The sequence below is a fragment of the Marichromatium sp. AB31 genome, from assembly GCF_003718685.1.
In the GTDB taxonomy this organism is placed as follows: Bacteria; Pseudomonadota; Gammaproteobacteria; order Chromatiales; family Chromatiaceae; genus Marichromatium; species Marichromatium gracile.
In genome coordinates this window covers 1-23,126 of record NZ_RHFI01000031.1, presented here as the reverse complement: position 1 = coordinate 23,126, position 23,126 = coordinate 1, and the positions used below count along the sequence as shown (strand labels likewise).

General features: G+C 66.8%; 18 protein-coding genes and 1 pseudogene. 5 read left to right on the top strand and 14 right to left on the bottom strand.

The genetic code is table 11. The annotated features are described in order from the left end of the window. Positions 1–3: 3 nt before the first annotated feature. Genes EBL84_RS15435 through EBL84_RS15420 form a run of 4 tightly spaced genes read right to left on the bottom strand, consistent with a single transcriptional unit; the run spans position 4 to position 2,934 of the window. The gene (locus tag EBL84_RS15435) at positions 4–435 is read right to left on the bottom strand and encodes a Fur family transcriptional regulator (protein WP_123141629.1); all 432 of its coding nucleotides are present in this window, start codon (positions 433–435) and stop codon (positions 4–6) included. After that, a complete protein-coding gene (locus EBL84_RS15430) occupies positions 432–1,283 on the bottom strand; it encodes a metal ABC transporter permease (RefSeq protein ID WP_123141628.1) in 852 nt (283 codons plus the stop codon). Before EBL84_RS15430 ends, EBL84_RS15435 begins: the two co-directional genes overlap by 4 nt. After that, positions 1,280–2,047 (bottom strand): metal ABC transporter ATP-binding protein, encoded by a 768-nt coding sequence (locus EBL84_RS15425; protein WP_123141627.1) that lies wholly within the window; start codon positions 2,045–2,047, stop codon positions 1,280–1,282. Before EBL84_RS15425 ends, EBL84_RS15430 begins: the two co-directional genes overlap by 4 nt. Further along, complete coding sequence (locus tag EBL84_RS15420) at positions 2,044–2,934, bottom strand: metal ABC transporter solute-binding protein, Zn/Mn family (RefSeq protein WP_123141626.1); 891 nt, start codon at positions 2,932–2,934, stop codon at positions 2,044–2,046. The genes EBL84_RS15425 and EBL84_RS15420 overlap by 4 nt, the downstream gene beginning before the upstream one ends. A gap of 124 nt (positions 2,935–3,058) precedes the next feature. Here EBL84_RS15420 and EBL84_RS15415 point away from each other — a divergent pair, with 124 nt between their 5' ends. The 3 genes from EBL84_RS15415 (at position 3,059) to EBL84_RS15405 (ending at position 5,755) form a co-directional block, all read left to right on the top strand. Beyond that, positions 3,059–3,742 carry a hypothetical protein gene (locus tag EBL84_RS15415; protein ID WP_123141641.1) on the top strand — a complete coding sequence of 228 codons (684 nt, stop codon included), beginning with the start codon at positions 3,059–3,061 and terminating at the stop codon, positions 3,740–3,742. A gap of 89 nt (positions 3,743–3,831) precedes the next feature. Beyond that, positions 3,832–4,866, top strand: a complete 1,035-nt coding sequence (locus EBL84_RS15410; protein WP_123141625.1) for a thioredoxin fold domain-containing protein — start codon at positions 3,832–3,834, stop codon at positions 4,864–4,866. A 154-nt stretch (positions 4,867–5,020) separates the two neighbouring features. Further along, a complete protein-coding gene (locus tag EBL84_RS15405) occupies positions 5,021–5,755 on the top strand; it encodes a PilZ domain-containing protein (protein WP_190287986.1) in 735 nt (244 codons plus the stop codon). Positions 5,756–5,764: 9 nt separating this feature from the next. Here the strand turns inward: EBL84_RS15405 and EBL84_RS15400 are convergent, their stop codons facing one another. The 7 genes from EBL84_RS15400 to EBL84_RS17405 all read right to left on the bottom strand — a co-directional run bounded on the left by EBL84_RS15400 (position 5,765) and on the right by EBL84_RS17405 (position 14,506). Continuing rightward, a complete protein-coding gene (locus EBL84_RS15400) occupies positions 5,765–6,586 on the bottom strand; it encodes a hydrogenase expression/formation protein (protein WP_123141623.1) in 822 nt (273 codons plus the stop codon). Positions 6,587–6,602: 16 nt separating this feature from the next. Further along, positions 6,603–6,902, bottom strand: a complete 300-nt coding sequence (locus EBL84_RS15395) for a HypC/HybG/HupF family hydrogenase formation chaperone (protein ID WP_123141622.1) — start codon at positions 6,900–6,902, stop codon at positions 6,603–6,605. Positions 6,903–6,905: 3 nt separating this feature from the next. Next, positions 6,906–7,550, bottom strand: coding sequence for a HyaD/HybD family hydrogenase maturation endopeptidase (locus EBL84_RS15390; RefSeq protein WP_123141621.1), 645 nt, complete (start codon positions 7,548–7,550; stop codon positions 6,906–6,908). Beyond that, a complete protein-coding gene (cybH, locus tag EBL84_RS15385; RefSeq protein WP_123141620.1) occupies positions 7,547–8,239 on the bottom strand; it encodes a Ni/Fe-hydrogenase, b-type cytochrome subunit in 693 nt (230 codons plus the stop codon). The genes EBL84_RS15390 and cybH overlap by 4 nt, the downstream gene beginning before the upstream one ends. A 46-nt stretch (positions 8,240–8,285) precedes the next feature. Continuing rightward, positions 8,286–10,076, bottom strand: a complete 1,791-nt coding sequence (locus EBL84_RS15380) for a nickel-dependent hydrogenase large subunit (protein WP_123141619.1) — start codon at positions 10,074–10,076, stop codon at positions 8,286–8,288. Then, entirely contained in the window at positions 10,073–11,167 is a 1,095-nt protein-coding gene (locus tag EBL84_RS15375) for a hydrogenase small subunit (protein WP_062277457.1), read from the bottom strand. The genes EBL84_RS15380 and EBL84_RS15375 overlap by 4 nt, the downstream gene beginning before the upstream one ends. 285 nt (positions 11,168–11,452) lie before the next feature. Continuing rightward, positions 11,453–14,506 (bottom strand): pentapeptide repeat-containing protein, encoded by a 3,054-nt coding sequence (locus EBL84_RS17405; RefSeq protein WP_123141618.1) that lies wholly within the window; start codon positions 14,504–14,506, stop codon positions 11,453–11,455. Positions 14,507–14,857: 351 nt separating this feature from the next. On the opposite strand from EBL84_RS17405, the gene EBL84_RS15365 reads away from it, so the two are divergent. Then, on the top strand, positions 14,858–16,222 hold the full coding sequence (locus EBL84_RS15365) for an MFS transporter (protein WP_123141617.1): 1,365 nt from the start codon (positions 14,858–14,860) through the stop codon (positions 16,220–16,222). An 18-nt stretch (positions 16,223–16,240) separates the two neighbouring features. Here EBL84_RS15365 and oadA read toward each other — a convergent pair whose 3' ends face one another. The 3 genes from oadA to EBL84_RS15350 form a co-directional block, all read right to left on the bottom strand. Beyond that, positions 16,241–18,058 (bottom strand): sodium-extruding oxaloacetate decarboxylase subunit alpha, encoded by a 1,818-nt coding sequence (gene oadA, locus EBL84_RS15360; RefSeq protein ID WP_123141616.1) that lies wholly within the window; start codon positions 18,056–18,058, stop codon positions 16,241–16,243. A gap of 81 nt (positions 18,059–18,139) precedes the next feature. Further along, positions 18,140–19,558 carry an acetyl-CoA carboxylase biotin carboxylase subunit gene (locus EBL84_RS15355; RefSeq protein WP_123141615.1) on the bottom strand — a complete coding sequence of 473 codons (1,419 nt, stop codon included), beginning with the start codon at positions 19,556–19,558 and terminating at the stop codon, positions 18,140–18,142. Positions 19,559–20,402: 844 nt separating this feature from the next. Next, positions 20,403–21,371, bottom strand: coding sequence for a THxN family PEP-CTERM protein (locus EBL84_RS15350; protein ID WP_148040316.1), 969 nt, complete (start codon positions 21,369–21,371; stop codon positions 20,403–20,405). Positions 21,372–21,703: 332 nt separating this feature from the next. Between EBL84_RS15350 and EBL84_RS15345 the strand changes: the two are divergent. Continuing rightward, a pseudogene (locus EBL84_RS15345) lies at positions 21,704–23,126 on the top strand (transcription-repair coupling factor); the annotation flags it as partial.

The window sequence follows — 23,126 nt, the reverse complement described above, 5'->3', positions numbered from 1 at the left end:
GGCTCACCGACACCCCTCGCACACCCCGATCACCTCGACCACCTTGCGGCTCGCTGCGAAGCCGCTCTGCGTGGCGGCATCGAGCAGACGCGCGGCGATCGCCTCGTCGTCGATCTCGACGACCCGGCCGCACGCGCTGCAGATGAGGAACTGCGCCGGGTGCGGACGCTCGGGATGACGGCAGTCGATGAAGGCGTTGAGGGTCTCGAGGCGGTGGACGAGGCCCTGGGCGAGCAGGAACTCCAACGCCCGATAGACGGTCGGCGGCGCCAGCGCGCGCTGCCCCTCGGCCATCTCGGCGAGGATCTCGTAGGCGCCGAGCGGGCGCTCGGCCTCGATCAGGATGCGCAGCACCCGGGCGCGCTGCGGGGTGAGCCGGGCACCGCGCCCGGCGCACAGCCGCGTCGCCCGCTCGAGCCGCTCCTCGGCGCTCATCCGCCCGCCCTCGCCCGCTGCGCGGCGCGATGGCGCGCCAGCAGCCGCGCGACCAGGGCCGAGAACACGTAGGCGGCACCGGCAAGCAGGATCATGGTCGGCCCGGCGGGCAGGTCGGGACCGTAGGAGAGCGCCAGCCCGCCGCTGGTGAAGACCATGCCGAGCAGGGTCGCGGCGACCATCATGGCACCGAGCGAGTGCAGATAGTGCCCGGCGATCGCCGCCGGCAGGGTGAGCAGCGCGATCACCAGGATCAGCCCGACGACCTGGATCAGCAGCACCACGGTCACCGCCACCAGACACAGCAGCAGCAGATAGAAGAAGGCCACCGGCACCCCGCGCAGCCGGGCGAACTCCTCGTCGAAGATCACCGCGACGAACTGGCGATAACACAGCCCGACGACCACCAGCAGCACCACATCGAGCACCCCCATGAACCAGAGCGCGCGCTCGGGCACCAGCAGGATGTTGCCGAACAACAGGCTGATCAGATCGGTGGCGTAGCCCGGGGTCTTGGCGATGAAGAGGATGCCGACGGCCATGCCGATGGCCCAGAGCGCGCCGATCAGGGTGTCCTCCTGCGCCGCCCAGGCCAGGCGCACGCCGCCGATCAGCAGTGCCGAGAGGATGGCCGCGAACAGTGCACCGAGCAGCGGATCGACACCGAAATACAGCGCCGCGCCCATACCGCCGAGCACCGAGTGGGCGATGCCCCCGGCCATGAAGGCGATGCGCTTGACCACCACCAGGGTGCCGACCACGCCGCAGCCGATGCTGGCGAGCAGCCCGGCGACGAGCGCGCCCTGGAGGAAGTCGTAGTGGATCAATGCGTCGAGGAATGCGTTCATCTGTGGTGTCGGTGCGCGCCGGGACAGGGGCCCGGCAGATCGTGGGCGACGGCGCGCAGCCGCGTGCCGTAGAGATGCTGCACCAGCTCGCCGTCGAGCGCGTCGGTGGGGTGGCAGGTGAGCGTGCGGTTGAGACAGGCGACCCGGTGGACATAGGCCGAGATGAAGGCGATGTCGTGCGAGACGACGAGGATAGTCGGGCGCGGATCGAGCCCGGCGAGCAGGTCGAAGATGTCGCCCTCGGCGCGCTGGTCGACGTTGGCGGTGGGCTCGTCGAGGATCAGCAGACGCGGCTCGGTGACCAGCGCGCGGGCGAGCAGCACGCGCTGCAGTTGCCCGCCCGAGAGCGCACCGATGCGCCGCTCGGCCAGCCCCTCGGCGCCGACCGCGGCGAGCGCACGTCGCGCCGCCTCACGATCGGTGTGACGGGTCCAGCCCCACCAGGGCCCCTGTCCCAGCCGTCCCATGGCGACCACCTGCTCGACGGCGATCGGGAAGTCGCGCGGGAAGCCGGGGAACTGGGGCACATAACCGATATGACGCGCGGCGCGACGCGGCGGTTCACCGAAGACATGGATCTGACCACGCTGCGGGCTGAGCAGCCCGAGGATCAGCTTGAGCAGGGTGCTCTTGCCCCCGGCGTTGGGTCCGACCAGGCCGACGAACTCACCGGGGAGCACGGTGAGGTCGATCCGTTCGAGGATCAGCGCGCCGTCATAAGCAAAGCTGAGATCGCGCACCGCGATCGCCGGGGTCGCGCTCATCGAGCCTCCTCGGCGGTGAGCAACGCAGCAAGACGGCGCAAGGTGGCGAAATACTCGGGCGAGAGCGGATCGAGCACCTCGACCCGACCGTCGATCGCCTCGGCGACGCGCTCGGCGGCGCGCGGATCGAGCTGCGGCTGCACCAGGATCAGGCGCACGTCCTCGCGCCGCGCCTGCTCGATGAGCGCGGTCAGCGCCCGTGCCCCGGGCTCCTTGCCGGCGCGTTCGATGGCGACCTGCTCGAGCCCATAGGTCGCGGCGAAATAGCCCCAGGCAGGGTGATAGACCATGAATCGACGGTGTGCGAGCCCGGCCAGCCGCTCGCGAAGCTCGGCATCGAGGGCGTCGAGTTCGGCGACGAAGCGGTCATGATTGGCGGCGAAGTACTCGGCGTGCGCCGGGTCGAGCGCGCCGAGGGTATCGCGCAGGTGTCCGGCCATCACCCGCACCAGCGGCGGACTGGTCCAGATGTGGGTATCGATCTCGCCGTGATGATGATCGTGGCCATGGTCGTGATCGTGATGGGCGTCGTGATCGGTCGCGAGCTGGCGCAGCTCGATGCCCTCGCGGGCGTCGAGGATCGGCAGCTCGGGGTTGGCCGCACGCAACCGCGCCAACCAGCCCTCCTCGAAGGACGCGCCGATACGCACGAAGAGGTCGGCCTCGGCCAGCGCGGCGATCTGGCGCGGGCGCGGCTCGAACAGGTGCGGACTCTCGCCCGGCGCGACCAGGGCATGCACCTCGACGCGATCGCCGCCGATGGCCTCGACGAAGGTCTGTTGCGGGGCGAGGCTGACGAAGACCTCGAGCGGTTCGGGCTCGGTGGCCACCGCCGGCAGCGACGCGGCCAGCAGCACCGGGCACAGCAGGCGCGTGATCAGGGACATGGGGATGGACCTCGCGGACATGGATTCGGGGACACGAAAAGATACAATATAACGTTTTGCGCCGACCGCACCAGCGGCCGGGCCACCGCTCGTCTCACCGTCATCCAGGGGGATGCTGATCCGTATGTCCTTCTCGACCCAACTGCTCTGGGCCTGCGCCCTCGGGCTCTACATCCTCGTCGTGCTCATCGCCACCCGACTGCCCTATGCCTGGATGGTGGCGCGCGGCATGGAGCCGATCCGCGCCGTCTACTACACCCGCAAGATCGTCCACATGCTCGCCGGCGGCGTCGGCTCGCTGATGGTGCCGCTGGTGTTCACCGATCCCTGGTTCCCGCTGGTCAGCGGTCTGCTGCTCACCCTGGCGGTGTTCGTCGCCCATGTCAGCGGCTGGCGACTGTACTGGTTCCAGATCACCGAGAACCGCAACGACGTCAAGTTCGCGCTGATGTGGTCGCTGTCGGTGTCGCTGCTGTGGTGGCTGCTCGACAACCCCTGGCTGGCGATCCTGCCCTCGCTCTACATGGCCTTCGGCGACGGCGTCACCGGGGTGGTGCGCAACGCGTTGATCCGGCGCCGCTCCAAGAGCCCGGTGGGCAACATCGCGATGCTCGCGGTGAGCGCACCGATGGGCTGGTACATCGGCGCGCTGGCCACCCCGGCGATCCCGGTGTGGGGGCTGATCTCGGCGGTGGTGGCAACCGTGGTCGAGCGCTACGAGTTCGGCCCGATCGACGACAATGTATTGATCACCGTCGCCGCCTCTGCGGTGCTGCTCATCGGCACCGCCGTCGGCCCGCTGATCTGAACGCGGGCACCGGCACACGACAACGCTGGCGCATCCACACCGAGTGCGGTTAGCATCGACCTATCGCAACCGATTCAGGGAGATAGGCGATGCGAACCACCGGCAAGCGCCCCCGCACCACCGCCCTGCTCGCCACGCTGACCGTGCTGCTCTGCGCCCCCCTGGCGCAGGCCGAGGACTCGGCGGGCCGATTGCTCGGCGCCAAGACCAGCGAACACCCGACGTGGTTCAAGGAGAGCTTCCTCGAGATCGCCGAGGACGTCGATGAGGCCACTGCTGCCGGGCGCCACCTGATCCTGTACATGGAGCTGAACGGCTGCCCCTACTGCTACAAGATGGTCGAGGAGAACTTCAAGCACGGCCCGCATCGCGACTTCATCCGCACCCACTTCGACGTCATCGCGCTCAACATCAAGGGAGATCGCGAGGTCGCCATCACCCCGGACACCCGTCTGCCGGAGAAGGCGCTGGCCGAGTTCTATCGGGTCGAGACGACCCCCACGCTGATCTTCCTCGACGCCACCAACACCCCGGTGGCAAAGATCGGCGGCTATCGCAATCCGGAGGACCTCAAGCGCATCCTCGACTATGTCAACGCGCGCGCCTATACCGAGCAGTCGCTGGCCGACTATCTGCGCAGCCACCGCGAGCAGGGGCGCTACCAGCTGCGCGCGCACCCGCAGATCCGCGAGATCGCGGACCTCTCAGCGATCGAGGGTCCGCTGGCGATCCTCTTCGAGGACACGGCCTGCAGCGCCTGCGATGCACTCCACGACGGTCATCTCGCCGATCCCGAGGTGCGCGAGGCGCTCGCCGCCTTCACCCTGGTGCGACTCGATGCCGGGGCCGAGACACCGATCATCGCCCCCGACGGCACGGCCACCACCGCGCGCGCGCTGGCCCGCGACCTCGATATCCTCTACCGCCCCACCCTGGTGCTCTTCGATCAGGGGCAGGAGCGAACGCGCATCGACAATATGCTTTATCATTATCATTTCATCGGCATGCTCGAGTATGTCGGCGCGGGTCACTATCAGGACCACGCGGACCCCTTCGACTATATCGACGCCAAGACCGCGGCCCTGCTCGCCGCGGGCGAGGACGTCAAGATATCGGACGAGTAAACGCAACAAGCCGACCACGACCGGTCGGCCCCGCCCGACGCGTCCCGAGACGCGCCGGGAACGCTTGAGAATGCGCGGGAAGGAATCCCGGTCGGTTGTCAGATCTGTATGGATACGACCATCAGAACGATCAACGACATTGGGAGACACGGGCATGCAATTGCAACAACTCGTCCAGGCGGAGAAGCGCACCCAACGGCGCATCCCGATCCAGATGCCGATCAATGTGCTGCTCGAGGACCACCCCACGCCGCTCAAGGCGATCAACCAGGACCTCTCCTGGGGCGGGGCGCGCTTCGTCACCGAGCGCGCGCTCGAGACCGGCAGCAACACCCTGAGGCTGTTCTTCCCCTGGCAGCAGAACTCGAGCTTCTGCGCCGACGCCGAGATCGTCCGTCGCGAGGCGCTCGACGACGGTCGCTTGATCGTCGCCACCCGCTTCTTCCGCGTCCCGCCGATGAGCGAACAACGACTCGAGATGATGCTCGCGCAGCTCGGCGGCCAGCAGGCCGCACTCCCCCTGAGCGAACGTCTCGAGCTGGTCTACAACGACCCCGACGACATCTGCGACGTGCTGCGCCAGATCGCCGCCGGCGGGCTGATGGTGACCACCACCGCAGCCTACCGCGAGGACCAGAGCATCCGCCTGTCGATCGCCGGCACCGAGATGAGCAGCGAGCTGGCCCTGCGCGCGCGGGTGATCGATCAGGCGCGCCAGCTACTGCCCGGACATGAATGGGCGCCGCTGCACCAGGTGGAGTTGCGCTTCGAGCACTCGGTGAGCGATCTCTACGGCTTCATCCGCGGTTTCGCACAGGGATTGCCCGAGGAGACCCTGGGCCGCGATCGCATCCGCGCCTGCGCTTCACGGCTGGCCAGCCACGGCTAATCCTTCGGCTCAGCGCAAGGCGGCGAGGATCTCGTCCAGGCGCGGTGCGGCGTCGGCGATGTCCTCGGCGGTCGCCAGCGCGGCGGTTGGCACCTCGGCAAGCTCCAGGGTCTCGAGCACCGCCCGGCCCTCGGGGTTGAAATGGCCGACCCACCAACAGTGGCGCAGCCGCGTCGACTCGATCCGGCAACTGCCGTAACCACGCGACAGGATCGCCACCGGACCACGCCCGAGCACCTGTTCGAGCATCGGCGGGTCGGCCGGACCACGCGGCGAGAGACTGAGATTGATCACCCGCGAGACATCCCCCGGACACCAGCCGTCGTGCGCCGCGCTCAACTCAGCGCAGACCGCACGTGCGCCCAGCGCCGCCCCCCAGTCATCGACCTCGCGCAGCCGCTCAGCGGCCACCGCGGCGGCGATCCGTGACACGCAGGCCGGGATCGGTGCCACCTCCAACCGCTCCCCTCGCTCATCGACGACCCACCAGACCCCGGTCAGCCGGGTCTCGCGGACACTGAACTCGGGCCGGTGGGCACAGGCCACCTCGACCTCGCCCCGCCCGAGCGCCTGGGCAACCAACGCACGCGCGTTCGAACTGGAGAAATCGAGCACCAGCCCCTGGGGCACGGGACGCTCGAGCAGCGCCCGCAGCGCGTCGAGACAACGCAACGCCTCCTGCTCGGCGACACCACCGGGCGAGTCGATCGAGACAGGCGGCACATAGGTCTGCATCGGCGCCGACATGGGCACGCCGATCGGGGTGGCGAGATCGGCCTCGTCGGCATGACTGCCGGGCCCCAGCAGGATCGGGGGGATGGTCGGTTGCATCAGGGTCTCCGGGGACTCAGTCCTTGGCGCGCAGGTGCTCGGGGAGCTGGGGTTCGCGCTCGATCAGATCGGCGAACAGATGATCGACCGACTCGCCGTCGAGCGCCAGACGCATCGCCAACAGCGCATCACGCACCCGCTGCGCCTCGCCGGCGTCCATCACCTCGCGAGCGCTCTCCAGAAAGACCAGCACCCAGGTCCCCGGCGGCTGTTCGCCGACCAGACGCATGTCGACCCGCAAGCGCCGCTCGCCATCGACACACCAGGCCCAGCACGGACCGCTCTCGATCACCTCCATCGGTACGCCGATGCACATGGCTCAGTCCTCACGCAGCCGTTCGAGCACCCGCGCATCGCCGCTGCGACAGGCCTGCTCGACGCTCGGACGCTCCTGTTCATAGCGCCCCAGCGCCAGCGCGCCATGCGGCAGGTCGGCGAGCGCGCCCGGCTCCGAGGGCTGCGCCAGCGCCGTCCATTCGACCCCATGGGGCGCGAGCCAGTCGCGCGCGGCGGCCACCGCCGGCTCGATCATCGCCCGCACCCCGGGGGTGAGACTGCCGCCGAAGTCCTCCAGCTCGGCGGGCTGGACGCCGACGAGCAGCATCCGTTCGGGGACGTCGCCGAGCAGCGCGGCGAGCGCCAGCACCTCCTGGAACCCGGTCTGGTGCAGACTCATCTTGCGCGCGCCGAGAAAACGCGGCACCGCCTCGCCCTCGACCAGCTTGAGCGTGCCCGGCGCCAGCCCGTAGTCGACCGCATCGAAGATCACCAGCAGCTCGGCCCAGCGCACCTGATCGACCAGATAGATCCCCTGGGTGCCGCCATCGAGCAGCCGCACCTCGGGGCCGAACCGGTAGTGCCGGGCAATGTGCTCGACCACCCGCACGCCGAAGCCCTCGTCGGCCCACAGCAGGTTGCCGATACCGAGCAGCAGGGTACGCGGGGGTGCTGCGGGCGCGCTCATGGCCGGTCGTCCTTGAACATCCGCCAGCCGCTGATCATGGTGCTGATCAGGCTCTGGCGCGACATGATGTCCTCGCGGATGGCGGTATAGACGTGGAGCATCACGAACACCACGATCACCCACATCCCCCAATGGTGCCACATGCGCACGTCCTGACTCTGCCCGACCCAGGGGATGACCCAGCCGAACAGCTCGTCCTGCCAGGAGCCGAGACCGGTCTGCTCGGCATAGAGGGCGAAGCCGGTGACGATCATCACCAGCCCGCCGACGGTGATGATGGCGACCATGAACAGGTGCGCCAGCGGGTTGTGGCCGATGTACTTGCACGGCTCGCGCTCGAGAAAGGCGTACCAGCGCAGCTCGTGCACCAGCTCGCGCCAGAAGCGCCGACGCCAGAACGGCAGGCTGAAGAGCTGGCGCGAGTAGGCGTTGCCGACCAGCGCCCAGTAGATCCTGAACAGGAAGCCGACGGCGAACACATAGGCCGCGGCGAAGTGCAGGAAGCGGATATCACCCATCAGATAGTGCGCGCTCGCCTCCCCCGAGAGGGTCGGCGGCGGCGCGCCGATCAGATAGCCGGTGACGGCGAGCACCAGGATCGAGAGCGCGTTGACCCAGTGCCACACCCGCACCGGGGCCTGATAGACATAGACCGCCGTCTGCTTGACCGTGGGGACGTCTGGCAACATGGCTGCAACCTCCGCATTGTTGGGTGGTGGGGCTGAGCGCACGCCCTCAGCGGACCTTGACCCGGGTCAGCTCCTCGCCGCCGGGCCCCATGACATGGGTCGAGCAGGCCAGACAGGGATCGAAGCTGTGCAGGGTGCGCAGGATCTCCAACGGTTCGTCGGCGCGCGCCACCGGGGTGTTGAGCAACGCCGCCTCGAAGGCGCCGATGTTGCCGGCGGGATCGCGTGGCGAGCCGTTCCAGGTGGTCGGCACCACCGCCTGATAGTTCTCGATCTTGCCCGAGTCGATCACCACCCAGTGACCCAACGCGCCGCGCGGCGCCTCGCTGGTGCCCACGCCCTTGGCGCGCTTCGGCCAGGTCGAGGGCTCCCAGCGCTCGACGTTGGCGGTGGTGGTGTCGCCGGCGGCGATCGCGGCCATCAGCTTGTCCTGGAAGTGGCGCAGCTTGTGCGCCGCCCAGGAGGCCTCGAGTCCGCGCGCGGCGGTCCGTCCGAGGGTCGAGAACAGCGCATCGAACGGCAGCCCGAGATCGGTCAGCAGCTTGTCGACCGGCTCCTTGAATTCCGGGATGCCCTTGGCGTAGCCGATGGTCCAGCGCGCCAGCGGCCCGACCTCCATGGCGTGCCCGCGCCAGCGCGGGGCCTTGATCCAGCTGTACTTGGCGCGCTCGTCGATCTGCTCGATGCGGGTACGCGTCCCCTTGGTGTTGGGACCGAGGGTGAAGTTGGGCTCGGTGATGCCGTCCCAGGGGTGGAGTCCGCGCGACTCATCGGGATAGCTGAACCAGGCGTGATCGACGAACTCCTGGATCTCATCGGGGTCGCGCAGGTCGACGTCGTGGATCTCGTCGAAGCGACCGTTGATGATCGCCCCGCGCGGCAGCAGCTGGTTCTCCGCCGAGTCGTCGTTGGCGTGCTCGGGGATGTCGCCGTAGGACAATACCGCCTGGCTGCTCAGCCCGCCGCCATAGGTCCAGTCCTTGTAGAAACCGGCGATGGCGATCAGATCGGGGACATAGACCTGATCGATGAACTCGATGGTGCGGTCGATGATCGAGGAGATCAGGTTCAGCCGCTCCATGTTGACCGCGCCCACCGCACCGGTCCCGTCGACGTTGATCGCGCAGGGCACGCCACCGACCAGCCAGTTGGGGTGCGGGTTCTTGCCGCCGTAGACGGTGTGGATCTTGACGATCTCCTTCTGGAAATCGAGCGCCTCGAGATAGTGGGTGAGCGCCAGCAGATTCGCCTCGGGCGGCAGCTTGTAGGCCGGATTGCCCCAGTAGCCGTTCATGAAGGGACCGAGCTGGCCGGACTCGACGAAGCGCTTGACCCGGTTCTGCACGTCGCGGAAATACCCCGGCGAGGACAGCGGCCAGGCCGAGATCGACTGCGCCAGACGCGAGGTCTCGCGCGGATCGGCGTCGAGCGCCGAGACCACGTCGACCCAGTCGAGCGCGTGCAGGTGATAGAAGTGCACCAGATGGTCGTGCACCTGCAGCGTCAACTGCATGATGTTGCGGATCGAGTTGGCGTTCTCGGGGATGGCGATGCCGAGTGCGTCCTCCACCGCGCGCACCGAGGTCAGCGCGTGGGTCCCGGTACAGACGCCGCAGATCCGTTCGGTGAAGGCCCAGGCGTCGCGCGGATCACGCCCGCGCAGGATCACCTCCAGCCCGCGCCACATGGTGCCGGTGGAGACGGCGTTGCGGATCACGTTGTCGTCGTCGAGGTTGACCTCACAGCGCATGTGCCCCTCGATGCGGGTGACCGGATCGACCACCACGCGCCGACCCGAGTCGTCGAGGGAATAACCGTTCGGCGTCTTCACCGTCATTCTTCACGCTCCTCGTGCTGCGCTTGATCGCGCTGTTTGGTCCGGTGCAGCGCGCTGGCCACCGCATGCGCCCCGATCGCCGCGCCCACGGTGCCGGCGGCGGCAAGACCGACGCGGTCGGCGTTGGCCTCGATGCCGAACACATGGGTATCGGTGACATGCTCGTAGAAGCTGTCCTTGTCCCAGAAATCACGCTCGGAACAGCCGATGCAGCCGTGACCGGACTGGATCGGGAAGGACACGCCGTCGTTCCAGCGCACCGTGGAACAGGCGTTGTAGGTGGTCGGGCCCTTGCAGCCCATCTTGTAGAGACAGTAGCCCTTGCGCGCGCCCTCGTCGTCCCAGGACTCGACGAACTGACCGGCGTCGAAGTGCGGACGGCGGTAGCACTTGTCGTGGATGCGCTGACCGTAGAACATCAGCGGCCGACCCTGGCGATCGAGCGGCGGTAGCCGGTCGAAGGCGAGCATGTAGGTGATCACCCCGGTCATCACCTCGGCGATCGGCGGACAGCCGGGCACCTTGATCACCGGCTTGTCGCGGATCACCTCGTGCACCGGGGTGGCGCGGGTGGGATTGGGACGGGCGGCCTGGACACAGCCCCAGGAGGCGCAGGAACCCCAGGCGATCACCGCCTTGCAGTCGGCAGCGACCTCCTGGAGCTGATCGAGGAAGGGACGCCCGCCGATGATACAGCTCATCCCGTCCTGGGCCAGCGGCGGGTTGCCCTCGACGGCGAGGATGTAGTTGCCGCGATAACGCTCGCGGATCTCCTCCAGGATCGCCTCGGCCTGATGCCCGGCGGCGGCCATCAGGGTGTCGTCGTAGTCGAGCGAGATCATCGACAACACCACGTCCTGCACCAGCGGATGGGCCGAGCGGATGAACGACTCGGTGCAACAGGTGCATTCCAGCCCGTGCAGCCACAGCACCGGGGTGCGCGGCTTGGTCTCCATCGCCTCGGCGATGCGCCCGGCATAACTCGGCGCCAGACCGAGCGCGGCGGCGGTCAGACTGCAGTATTTGAGGAAACTGCGGCGGCTGATCCCCTGCCGGCGCATCACCTCGTAGAAGGTCTCGGTGCTTGCCATCGTCCTCCCCCAGTTGTCGACCACCCGCCCAGGACGCGCGGCCATGTCCACGGGGATTATAGGCAAATACGCGAGAACCAAAAAATGTCATTGACGGTGCGCGGCGCACCAGAATGGGGCGGCGAAGCGGATGAATTGGCAGGGGCCGGCTTGCCACCCTTCAGCCACCCGTCGGACCTCAGCGATGGCGGGACGCTGCTGGTCGCTGGCGGCTGAAGACCGACTTGAACCACGAGACGCGAAGAGACAAGAGTAGCCAGCCGCTTGGCGTTTAGCTGGCCCCTCTCACGTTAGCCGAGTAGTGGAGTCGAGATGGGCTCCGGTCAGGTTGGATTCTCTCAAATCAGCCTCGCTCAGGCGGGCTCCGATCAGGTTGGCTTCACTCAAGTCAGCTCCAATCAGGTTGGCTTCACTCAAGTCAGCCTCGCTCAGGTTGGCTTCTCTTAAATCTGCTCCGCTCAGGTTGGCTTCTCTTAAGTCTGCTCCGCTCAGGTTGGCTTCTCTTAAATCTGCTCCGCTCAGGTTGGCTTGCCTCAGATCGGCCATGGTCAAGTCGGCTCCTCTCATGTCCGCTTCTCCCAAGTCAGCTGAGAGCAAACCGGCTTTAAACAGGTGGGCGCCGCTCAGGTTGGCCTTCCTCAGGCTAGCTTCTCTCAAATCAGCTTGGCTCAAGCCTGCGTTAATCAAGTCCGCGGCACTCAGGTCGGCAGCGAGCAAGGAGGCTTCGTCCAGGTAAGCTCCGCGCAGGCTGGCTCTGCACAGGCTGGCTTTTCTTAGGTTGGATGCTCTTAGGTAGGCTGCGTCTAATTGAGCCTCACTCAAATTGGATTCGCTTAAATCGGCTCCATTCAGGTTGGCTCTCCTCAGGTTGGCTAGAGGTAGACGAGCGGAATTTAACCTTACCCCACAGAGGGCCCCGCCCCACAAATCCACGATATCCAAAACTTGGTATTGCAACGCCAAGTAGTTCATTGACCGCATACAGGGACTGGTAACCGGACCGGGTCGTTGTCCCTGCAACCGCTTCAGCCAAGCGCCGAATGCGGTCGGCTCCGGCCAGCGGATAGGGACGACCGCTTCAGTCACCGTGGCGCTGGCGGAGTGCAGTACCAGCAGCGTCTCGTCGACATTCCGCGCCTGGCGTGCCATCTCCGGATACTTGAGGGTGGTGAATTCCTCCATCGGCAGACCATGGGTCACGCTGAACTCGATCAGCCGAGCCAGCGAGCGCTGCCAGCGGATGCAGGTGTCTCGGCCTCGGCATTCGACTTCGCGGCGCACGAAGGCCTCGATATACCCATCCATCGCCGTCGGCCCTGCCACCTCGGCCACATGCCTGAGCGCTGCTCGCTGGTCCCAGCCGTCCTCTGGATCTTCGCTGCGGCGCTCCAGCTGGGTCTGAATGCGTTGCAGCGCTCGCACCAGGCGCCGAGCGGTCAGGTACTCACCGAAACTCTTGTGCGTGAACTCGAAGGTCTTCTCTCCACCAAGCTGGTTCGCCTGGCGAAAATAGAAAGCCGTCAGTAGCCGGGTAACGCCCTTTTCCGCGCCTTGCCGGAAAACCTCCAGCAGGGGGCCGAGCCCGCTCTGTCGGCACCGTTCGCTGATCTCGGAGTCGGTCGCGGTACGACCACTGCCATGCCAGATGGAGAGCGCGATCTCCTCCAGTAAGCGCTCAAAAACCTGAAAATTGATCTGCGCGATGGCCAAGTGGCGCCGCCTCTCATACTGGCGCTCGTACACGGCACTCAGCAGGTCGGCATAAACCAGGTTCAGGTTCATCGCGGCACCGAAGGACACCCTGCCACGTCGATGGCTGAGCGCAACCAGATAATTGAGCAGAGGCTGGCGGGTGATATCGGCCAGATCATCCCCGCGCAGTTCTTCCGGCATGGACTCGAACGCTTGACCGCTGGCCTGGCCGTAGCGGCGCCACCAATCGTCGCGCTGGTCCGTATCCAATAGCCCCTCGGGGTCATGCCATGCGATGCCTTGCTCCCCCTTATCCACCAGAAACGGCAGCACGTGGAACACTTGCTCCGGCCGACACAGCCGCCCCGCATTGGCCTGGATCGAAAGTTCACGACCGGTAATGACGAACTGCCGCTGCATCCCCTGCGCGGAGAACTGCCCGGCCAGCCGCAACACCTGCTCGACAAACGACTGCGCGGCCTCGGAGGCACTCGCGCCCTGCATGCTGAGTTCATCTAACCCGTCAAAAATAATGATCAGCCGGTGTTCGCCGCCACCGTCCAAGGGGTTGCCGCGCAGCCAGCGATCGGCTTCCGCATACTGGCCCACGGCGCGTACCAGATCATCGCGAATCTGCAGCAGGTGCAACGGGATGAACAACACCTTGAGCCCCAGCCCGGAAGCGATCTCGGTGGCAAACATGCGTGCGAACGAAGACTTGCCAGAGCCGGGACCGCCGCTCACCAGGCGCACGGTGTCGTTGGGGTCGAATTGCTCCACCCAGCCATGCAGAGACTGGTGCAGGTCGAAGGCATGCCTGATACGACGTTGGTCCATTCGCTGGGCCGAGAGAGCACCCACCTCCTGCCCGTCATCGTCGGACCCGATATCCGTACTGTCCTGCTCTTCGTAGTAGGCCCGTAGCGGCACATAGACCTGCCGCAGACCGAATGCCTCGCCAAACATGCGCTGATCCACCTGGGCATCGAGCCAGGCGCGGTGCTGCCGCCACTGCTGCTCGCGCGCGAGGGCAATCGCGAAGGGGCTGTTCAGCGCGCGCAGGATCGGCTCGTAGTGATCCGGTCGGCGGCGCCACTCCTCGTGCAACGCCAGGGGGAACTGACTGACCAGGCGTTGGCCCAGCCCGCGCGCCGACGCCGTCTCTAGGCCGAGCCCTTCAAGCCAATGCTCAAAGCCGGGGCGAAAGTCCTCCAACAGCGCAAAACGCTCCGGATGGCTGAAGAACCCATCGTCGATCAATGCGTCGCAGTGGTGGAGGTGATCCTCCAGAATGCCGGAGAGCCGCGCTAGCTTCGTCTCGGTTTGCTGCCCGGAACTGGATGACTGGGCATCGCCGCCGCCCTGTAGCCGCTCGAACAGGTCGCTGGCATCCTTCAACACCTCGGCAATGGCGCGCATCAATGCGGCGTAGATCAGCGCCCAAGCAAGTTGGCCCGCGTCGCTGTCGAGATCGGTATCGACAAAGGCCGACACCAAGCCCTCGAGGGCGTCGTCCACATCCCCCTTGAAGCCATTGATCGCCGTTCTCGCAAGCCCTGCAAGGGTCTCCCTCGGCTGGATGCGCAGCGGCCTGTTCCACAGCGAAACCGGTTTCTGGATGCTGATGCCCGACGGCTCATTACTCATGCGCTGCCCCTCTCCCTACTCTAACGACTGCCGACAGCATAACGCCAAGCCCCTGGCGCGTGAGAGCACCCCCTGAGGTTGAGCAGCCTCCATCGCCCACCGTTGCGTGAAAAGCGCCGATTCCGACACCTGTCCGCCTGAGCGGAAGACCATGCTGATGACCTCTCCGGCGGGCACGCCGCGCACTCCCCTACTCGACAACTCCCTTCGCGCCCTTCGCGCCATTGCGGTTCAATCCGCTGGCGACTGGCGACTGGCGACTGGCGACTGGCGACTGGCCGCTGACGACGTTCGCTTTCTCCCCGCCTTTGCGGTTCAATCCCCCGACCGAGACCGAGGATTGGGCCGACGATGACCGCGACGACCACCACCCCGACCGCCTCCCGCCAGCGCGCACCCGCGCGCGAGCTGTTCGGCTGGGCGATGTTCGACTTCGCCAATCAGTCCTATACGCTGCTGATCATCACCGTGGTGTTCGGCGACCTGTTCACCCGGGTGATCGTCGGGGACGCGCCGGACTATCGCATCGGCAATCTGCTGTGGAGCCTGGCGCTGGCGGCGAGCTATCTGCTGGCGGTGGTCTGCGCCCCGGTGGCCGGGGCGATCATGGACTATGACGCGAGCAAGAAGCGCTTTCTCTTCGCCAGTTATCTGGTCACCGTGCTCGCCACCGCCGCGCTCTATTTCGTCGCCCCGGGGCTTGCCTGGCTGGGGGTGGTGCTGCTGATCGTCTCCAACCTCGCCTACTCGCTCGGCGAGTCCTTCATCGCAAGCTTCCTGCCCGGGCTGGGCCCGCCCGAGGACCTCGGCAAGATCTCGGGGTTCGGCTGGGCGCTCGGCTACATCGGCGGCATGTGCTCGGCGATCTTCGTGCTGCTGGTGCTCGGCGAGGTCAGCGCCGAGAACTTCGAGCGCATCCGTTGGGTCGGCCCCTGGGCGGCGGTGTTCTTCCTGCTCGCCGCCATCCCGACCTTCCTCTGGGTGCGCGAGCGCGCCCGGCCGCGACCTCGACCGCCCGGCCAGGGCGCGTTGCGGCTCGGTCTGGGTCGGGTGGCGCAGACCCTCGCCCACCTGCGCGGCCACCCCGACCTGGCGCTGCTGCTGGTCTCGGTGTTCTTCTCGATGAGCGGGATCTCGATCATCATCACCTACGCCTTCATCTACGGCGCCCAGGTGATCGGCTGGGACGGCGAGGTGCGTACCCTGATGTTCGTGCTGGTGCAGATCACCGCCGCGCTCGGGGCGCTGGGCTTTGGTTTCGTGCAGGATCGGCTGGGGGCGCTGCGCACCTATCGCATCACCCTGTGGATGTGGCTGGCGGCCATCGCGCTGATCTATCTCACCCCGGAGATCGCCAGCCAGGCGCAGACCCGCTTCGGGCTCGACTGGGAGGCGCAGCACGTCTTTCTGGTGGTCGGTTGTGTGGCGGGCTTGAGTCTCGGTGCGTGTCAGTCCTCGACCCGCACCCTGGTGGGACTGTTCGCGCCACGCTCGCGCGCGGCCGAGCTGTTCGGCTTCTGGGGGTTGGCGACCAAGCTTGCCGGGGCCTTCGGGTTGCTCGCCATCGGGCTGGTGCAGGGGCTGCTCGGGCTGCACAGCGCGATCCTGCTCTGTCTGCTGTTGTTCGCCGCCGCGCTGTTCGGCGCCCGCGGGGTGATCGAGCAGCGCGGACGGGCACTCGCCGAGGCCCACGATCGGGGCCGGGCGCCCTGGTGAGGACGCCCGGCGCCGCGATCAGGCCTCGATCGCGATCAGCACCTCGTCGGGGCTGACCGAGTCACCCTTGGCGACGAAGACCTCGGTCACGGTGCCGGCGATCGGCGCCTGGATCTCGGTCTCCATCTTCATCGCCTCGGTGATCAGCAGCGGCTGACCGGCCTCGACCCGGTCGCCCTCGGCGACCAGCACGTCGACGATGTTGCCCGGCATCGAGGTGGTGACGTGCCCGGGCGCGCTCGGACGCGGACGCTTGCCGGCGATCTTCTGCGCCACCGCACCCTCGGCGCCGCCGGTGAGCACCAGCTCGTCGAGGGTCTCGACCACCACCTCCTCGGGCACACCGTCGATGGTGAAGTAGAAGTGACGATCGGCCTGCCCCTTGTGGCCGGCGCCGGTGACCTTGATGTGATAGGTCTCGCCGTGGACCGCGACGTTGAACTCGGTCGGGGCGTTGGCCGCCGTCTCGCTCGGCGGCGGCTCGAGCGGCTCGGGCTGGAGGGTGCCGGCGGCGCGCTGCTCGAGGAAGGCGCGACCGATCTCGGGGAACATGGCGTAGGTGAGGACGTCCTCCTCACCCTCGGCGAGCGCGCCGATCTCGCCCTGCAGCCGCGCCAGCTCGGGTTCGAGCAGATCGGCCGGGCGGCAGTCGATGGCCTCGGCGTTGCCGATCGCCTGACGCTGCAACGCGGCGTCGACCGGCGCCGGGGCCTGACCGTAGCGTCCCTGGAGATAGCCCTTGACCTCGTTGGTGATGCTCTCGTAGCGCTTCTCGGTGAGCACGTTGAGCACCGCCTGGGTGCCGACGATCTGCGAGGTCGGGGTGACCAGGGGCGGATAGCCGAGATCCTTGCGGACCTTGGGGATCTCGGCGAGCACCGCCTCCATGCGATCGAGCGCGTTCTGCTCGCGCAGCTGGTTGGCGAGGTTGGAGATCATCCCGCCCGGCACCTGGTTGACCTGGACGCGGGTGTCGACCCCGGTGAAGTCGCTCTCGAACTGGTGGTACTTCTTGCGCACCTGGTGGAAGTAGATGCCGACCTCCTGGATCGCCTCCAGGTCCAGCCCGGAGTCGTACTCGGTGCCGCGCAGCGCCGCCACCAGGCTCTCGGTCGGCGGGTGGGAGGTGCCGCCGGCGAAGGCCGAGATGGCGGTATCGATGGTGTCGCAGCCGTTCTCGATCGCCTTGAGATGGCACATGTCGGCCAGCCCCGAGGTGGCGTGCGAGTGCAGGTGCAGCGGCAGCTCGACGCTGTCCTTGAGCGCCTTGACCAGCTCGGCGGTGGCGAAGGGGGTGAGCAGCCCGGCCATGTCCTTGATGGCGATCGAGTCGCAACCCATCTCGGCCAGTTCGCGTCCCATGCGCACGAAGCCCGCGGTATCGTGCGCCGGGCTGACGGTGTAGCAGATGGTGCCCTGGGCGTGCTTGCCGGCGGCCTTGGTCGCCTCGATCGCGGTCTTGAGGTTACGCAGATCGTTGAGCGCGTCGAAGATGCGGAAGACATCCATGCCGTTGGCCGCGGCACGGGTGACGAAGGCACGCACCACGTCGTCGGAGTAGTGACGGTAGCCGAGCAGGTTCTGACCGCGCAGCAACATCTGCAGCCGGGTGTTGGGCAGCGCCTCGCGCAACCGGCTCAATCGCTCCCAGGGGTCCTCCTTGAGGAAGCGCACGCAGGCGTCGAAGGTCGCCCCGCCCCAGCACTCGAGCGACCAGAACCCGATGGCGTCGAGCTTGGGGCAGATCGGTAGCATGTCCTCGGTGCGCATCCGGGTGGCGATCAGCGATTGATGGGCATCGCGCAGGATGACGTCGGTGATATTGATCTTCGGCATGGTCTCGTTCTCGGCCGGGGCTTGCCCGGCACCGTGAGGGATTGAAGCATCGCGCGGGCAGCGGCGCCCGCGCCCCGGCGGCTAGAGCCCGGCGTGTGCGGCGATCGCTGCGGCCAGTGCCGCGGCAACATCCTCGCTTCGGCGCTTGGTCGAGTATTCGAGCAGCTCGGGATGCGACTCGACAAAGCTGGTATTGAAGCTTCCGGCGCGGAAATCCGGGTGACGCAGGATCTCCTGGTAGAAGGGGATGGTCGTCTTGACGCCAAACAACCCGGTATCGCGCAGTGCACGGTCGCCACGATTGATCACGTCGTCCCAGTTCAGCGCCCAGACGATGACCTTGGCAAGCATCGAATCGTAATAGGGCGGGACGGTATAACCGGTGTAGATGGCGCCATCGGTGCGCACGCCCGGCCCACCCGGGGCGTAATAACGCGAGATGCGCCCGAAGCTCGGCAGGAAGTTGTTCTTCGGGTCCTCGGCATTGACGCGGAACTGGATGGCGAAGCCGCGGCGCTGGATCTCGTGTTGGGCGAAGCGCAGCGGCAGCCCGGCGGCGATGCGGATCTGCTCCTCGACCAGGTCGACGCCGGTGATGGTCTCGGTGATGGTGTGCTCGACCTGGATGCGGGTGTTCATCTCCATGAAGTAGAAGCGCCCGTCGCTATCCTGGAGGAACTCGACCGTGCCGGCATTGGTATAGCCCACGGCGCGCGCGGCCAACACCGCCAGACCACCGACGTACTGGCGCTCGGCCTCGTCGAGCTGCGGCGAGGGGGCGATCTCGATCAGCTTCTGATTGCGCCGCTGGATGGAGCAATCGCGCTCGAACAGATGCACGCAGTGACCATGATGGTCGGCGAGCACCTGGACCTCGATGTGGCGCGGATTGACCACGCACTTCTCCATGAAGACCTCGGCACGGCCAAAGGCCTTGGTTGCCTCGGAGATCACCCGCTGGTAGTTGTGCCGCAGCGCCTCGGCGTCATCGCAACGCCGGATGCCGCGACCGCCGCCACCCGAGGTGGCCTTGAGCATCACCGGATAGCCGACACGCTCGGCGCAGGCCAGCGCCTCGTCGAGGTTGGCGAGGTTGCCATCACTGCCGGGCGTGACCGGCACCCCGGCGCGGATCATCGCCTGACGGGCCTCGGTCTTGTCGCCCATCCGTGCGATCACCTCGGCGCTCGGACCGATGAAGGTCAGCCCACGCCGGGCACAGGCAGCGGCCAGCTCCGGGTTCTCGGAGAGGAAGCCATAGCCGGGATGAATGGCATCGCAGCCGGTGGCCACGGCCAGGTTGACGATGGTGTGGACATTGAGATAACCGGCCAGCGGATCGCTGCCCAGGCTATAGGCCTCGTCGGCCTTCTTGACATGAAGCGAATGGCGATCCGCTTCGGAATAGATTGCCACCGAGCGGATGCCCATCTCGGCGCAGGCGCGAATGACACGCACCGCAATCTCTCCGCGGTTCGCGATCAGTATCTTTCGAAGCATTGGTTAGCCTCAGGAATGGCCGGTTCAGTGGACCGAGTCAGAACGGTGAGGATCGTTCGGCTGCACTTGCTGCTTTGCAGCAATATACCCAAAGGCGGTCTGGGTGCAAAGGATGCACACCGCGACACGGCACCGACGTCACCGAAAGGACGGCGTAGAAGCGATCAATTTCGCTGCACGGCGGCGCAGTTTAGCGCAACTTCATCGAATGCTGTCAAATGTGTTCAATCGCGTGCAACGTCTGACCGCACTGTCCGGAGGACGCGGAGGCACCGAAGATGCCCGCCCAACAATCGATTGATCCCGGGTTGGCGCAACCGTGATCGCGCCCGGGGTTTCACTCGTCTGTTTTACGCATAGCGCCAAGGCTTTCAAGATCCGCGCCCGCACCCCGCGGGCTGCCACGGCACTGCTTCACTCCCATGTGACACCGGGGTCATGACAGGCGGTAAAAAAGACAGGCTTGTCTGTTTTTCAGGGATGTCCGAACAGCGATGGCAGGCGAGCGCGCCAGGCCGCCGCCACGGGGGAGACGTCACACCAGGGGTGTCGACTCTCCCTCACCGAGGTCCGTGACAACAGGAGCATGCGATGAAGACCAAGACGCTGATTCAGCTCAGCCATGTCCGAGGAGGCCCGGGCGGGTGTCAGCACGCGACGGCCCCGGCCCGACGGCGTCGGGACCGGCGAGCGCCGACACGCGGAGCGACTGTTGATGGCGCCCGATCCAAAACCGGTCGATCTGCGCCATCTGATTGAAACGGCGCACACCTGCAGCGATCGCGCCGAGATCGTCGAACCCGGATCGGGGAGGACAAGCCCCGACCCGGGTCTTCGCCACGCCCTAGCGGCCGCGACGACCCAACCGACGCGACAGCCCCGCGGCAAGGAGCCCGCCGCCAATCAGCCCCAGCGGAGCCGGCAACGGCACCGACTGGACCGGCTGGGCCGCGGCCGGCGGGAACAGCGCCTCGGTGCTGACCGCGAAGGCGAACTGGAAGGTGGTCGCCTGCTCCTCGGCGGTACGGAAGCCCTGACACCCGGCGCCCAGCCCGAGCGCGGCGCACTCCTCCTCGTGCAGGGTGGCGATCGGTGCGACCCCGCCGCTGGCATCCTGCAGCAGCAGGCTCACCAGATACTCGTTGCCATCGTAGAGGAAGGGGATATCCAGGGTCTGCACGGCGAGCAACCCGAACAGATCAGGACAGGGGTTGGTGCTGTCGCCGGCACACGTCCCCTGGTTCGCCGTTTCCTTGAAGAAGAACTCGAAGTCCAGGGTCCGGGTATCGACGCTGGCGCCACTGGCGGGCAGCTCTGGCGTCAAGGTCAGACTGGTCGCGACACGCCCCCACTCCAGGGTCGAGTAGCGCGACGAGAGCCGATTGTTCCAGTGGGTCAGGCTGGTGCCGACGCCGATCTCGGCGGCGTCATCAGCGCTGCCGTCGACGACCGTCGCGACCGAGCCGACGGCCGGGCCGCCGCCGGTCAGGTCATTGGTCACGCCATTGCCGATGGTCAAGGCGCTGCGGTTGTGATCGGCGTCGGTGCTGGGGCTACGGAAATCAGGCGTCACCGTTGTGCCCCAACACCCAAGCCAAGTATCCATACCGGAACAATAAGATCCGCTCCCCCAGGACAACTCGCTGCCGGTGACCTGAATCTCACCACTCGACCCTGAGAACCGATTATCTACGAAACGTGCATCGGCGCTGTATCCCCACTGGGTCACCACCGGTCCGGCGACCGCGTTGCCCAAGGTCCCTAGCACCAGGGCAGCCAGCGCCATCTTTTTCATCACCATTCGCTTCATCATGTTGACTCAACTCCGTTGTCTTCCTTGTGCCGGGGCGGATCCATCCTCGCGGAGCATCGTGCGCCGCACCGGGGCCATCCCGTCTCGCAACGATGGCGCGCACCCGACTCGACACTTAGAGCACGTCCCATGCCATATAAAGACAACCAACTGAAGGCTAAAAGGTTTCTTCAAAACCAGCACACCACGAGCAAAAGCGAGCACGAAAACCGTAAAAAAAACCGACGACTGCCCTGCCCGTACTCATACAGAACGGCCCCCACCGCCCCGTCTGCACATCCGCTCATGCTGTGCGAGAATTCCACGCTTGTCGAAATGACGAGGACCCGTTCGTGAACCAGGCCACATCCGCCACCCTGCACTCCCCGCTCGAACCACCGCTGCCCGAAGGGGCGGGTGAACGCAGGTGCTGGGGCGGGCTGCACGGGGCCGGCGCGGCGCTCGCCATCGCCACCGCCGCCAGACGTCACCCCGGACTGGTGCTGGCCCTGGCCGAGGACGTGCAGGCGGCGCGACGGCTGCACGCCGAGCTGGGCTTCTTCCTCACCGGCAGCGATCTCCCGGTGCTCGGCTTCCCCGACTGGGAGACCCTGCCCTACGACGTCTTCTCGCCCCTGCCCGAGCTGATCTCGGAGCGGCTGCTGACCCTGCACCGTCTGCCGGGGCTGACCCGTGGCGTACTGGTGGTGCCGGTGGCGACCCTGCTCCAGCGCCTGCCGCCGCGCGACTATGTCGACGCCCACTCGCTGGTGCTCGCCTGCGGCGACCGACTCGATCTCGACGCCACCCGACTGCGACTCGAACACGCCGGCTACAGCTGTGTCTCGCAGGTGATGGGACACGGCGAATACGCGGTACGCGGCTCGCTGCTCGATGTCTTCCCGATGGGCGGGCAGCAACCGCTGCGCATCGACCTGTTCGACGACGAGGTCGAGAGCATTCGTCTGTTCGATCCCGAGACCCAGCGCTCGCACGACCGCATCGAGCAGGTGCGGATGCTGCCGGCGCGCGAGTTCCCCTTCGACGAGCAGGCGATCGCCGGTTTCCGCAGCCGCTATCGCGCCAGCATCGAGGGCGATCCGCAACGCAGCCTGATCTATCGCGAGGTCTCGGAGGGGCGCACACCGGGCGGCATCGAGTCCTATCTGCCGCTGTTCTTCGACGACACCGCCACCCTCTTCGACTATCTGCCCGCCACCACCCTGGCGATCGAACCGGCGAGCGGTCGCGAGGCCGGCGCGGGCTTCCTCGCCACCGTCGCCGAGCGCCATGAGCAGCGTCGCCACGACGCCGAGCGCCCGCTGCTCGCCCCCGCGCGGCTCTATCTCGGCGCCGACGAACTGGCCGCCGCGCTCAACCGCATGCCCGGGGTGAACTACCGCACCGCACCGTTCGACACTCGCCCCAAGGGCTATGCCGGGGTCGACAACTTCGCCACCCTCGACCTGCCAGCGCTGGAGCTGCAGGCCCGCGCCGCCGAGCCGGCGCAGGCGCTGCAGCGCTTCCTCGACACCCCGGGGCAGCGGGTGCTGCTGGTGGCCGAGAGCACCGGACGCCGCGAGCTGCTCGCCGAACAGCTGCGCGACTTCGGCATCCATGCCACCCAGGTCAGCGACTGGGGCAGCTTCGTCGCCGGCGATCTGTCGCTCGCGCTCACCGTCGCGCCGCTCGAACAGGGGTTGCGGCTCGCCGACCAGGGACTGGCGCTGATCACCGAGACCCAGATCTATGGCGAGCGGGTGCGCCAGGAGAGAT

Bases quoted from the DNA above. Each gene is read 5' to 3' on its own strand.
- EBL84_RS15435 (WP_123141629.1), bottom strand. From the start codon at position 435: ATGAGCGCCGAGGAGCGGCTCGAGCGGGCGACGCGGCTGTGCGCCGGG.
- EBL84_RS15430 (WP_123141628.1), bottom strand. From the start codon at position 1,283: ATGAACGCATTCCTCGACGCATTGATCCACTACGACTTCCTCCAGGGC.
- EBL84_RS15425 (WP_123141627.1), bottom strand. From the start codon at position 2,047: ATGAGCGCGACCCCGGCGATCGCGGTGCGCGATCTCAGCTTTGCTTAT.
- EBL84_RS15420 (WP_123141626.1), bottom strand. From the start codon at position 2,934: ATGTCCCTGATCACGCGCCTGCTGTGCCCGGTGCTGCTGGCCGCGTCG.
- EBL84_RS15415 (WP_123141641.1), top strand. From the start codon at position 3,059: ATGTCCTTCTCGACCCAACTGCTCTGGGCCTGCGCCCTCGGGCTCTAC.
- EBL84_RS15410 (WP_123141625.1), top strand. From the start codon at position 3,832: ATGCGAACCACCGGCAAGCGCCCCCGCACCACCGCCCTGCTCGCCACG.
- EBL84_RS15405 (WP_190287986.1), top strand. From the start codon at position 5,021: ATGCAATTGCAACAACTCGTCCAGGCGGAGAAGCGCACCCAACGGCGC.
- EBL84_RS15400 (WP_123141623.1), bottom strand. From the start codon at position 6,586: ATGCAACCGACCATCCCCCCGATCCTGCTGGGGCCCGGCAGTCATGCC.
- EBL84_RS15395 (WP_123141622.1), bottom strand. From the start codon at position 6,902: ATGTGCATCGGCGTACCGATGGAGGTGATCGAGAGCGGTCCGTGCTGG.
- EBL84_RS15390 (WP_123141621.1), bottom strand. From the start codon at position 7,550: ATGAGCGCGCCCGCAGCACCCCCGCGTACCCTGCTGCTCGGTATCGGC.
- cybH (WP_123141620.1), bottom strand. From the start codon at position 8,239: ATGTTGCCAGACGTCCCCACGGTCAAGCAGACGGCGGTCTATGTCTAT.
- EBL84_RS15380 (WP_123141619.1), bottom strand. From the start codon at position 10,076: ATGACGGTGAAGACGCCGAACGGTTATTCCCTCGACGACTCGGGTCGG.
- EBL84_RS15375 (WP_062277457.1), bottom strand. From the start codon at position 11,167: ATGGCAAGCACCGAGACCTTCTACGAGGTGATGCGCCGGCAGGGGATC.
- EBL84_RS17405 (WP_123141618.1), bottom strand. From the start codon at position 14,506: ATGAGTAATGAGCCGTCGGGCATCAGCATCCAGAAACCGGTTTCGCTG.
- EBL84_RS15365 (WP_123141617.1), top strand. From the start codon at position 14,858: ATGACCGCGACGACCACCACCCCGACCGCCTCCCGCCAGCGCGCACCC.
- oadA (WP_123141616.1), bottom strand. From the start codon at position 18,058: ATGCCGAAGATCAATATCACCGACGTCATCCTGCGCGATGCCCATCAA.
- EBL84_RS15355 (WP_123141615.1), bottom strand. From the start codon at position 19,558: ATGCTTCGAAAGATACTGATCGCGAACCGCGGAGAGATTGCGGTGCGT.
- EBL84_RS15350 (WP_148040316.1), bottom strand. From the start codon at position 21,371: ATGATGAAGCGAATGGTGATGAAAAAGATGGCGCTGGCTGCCCTGGTG.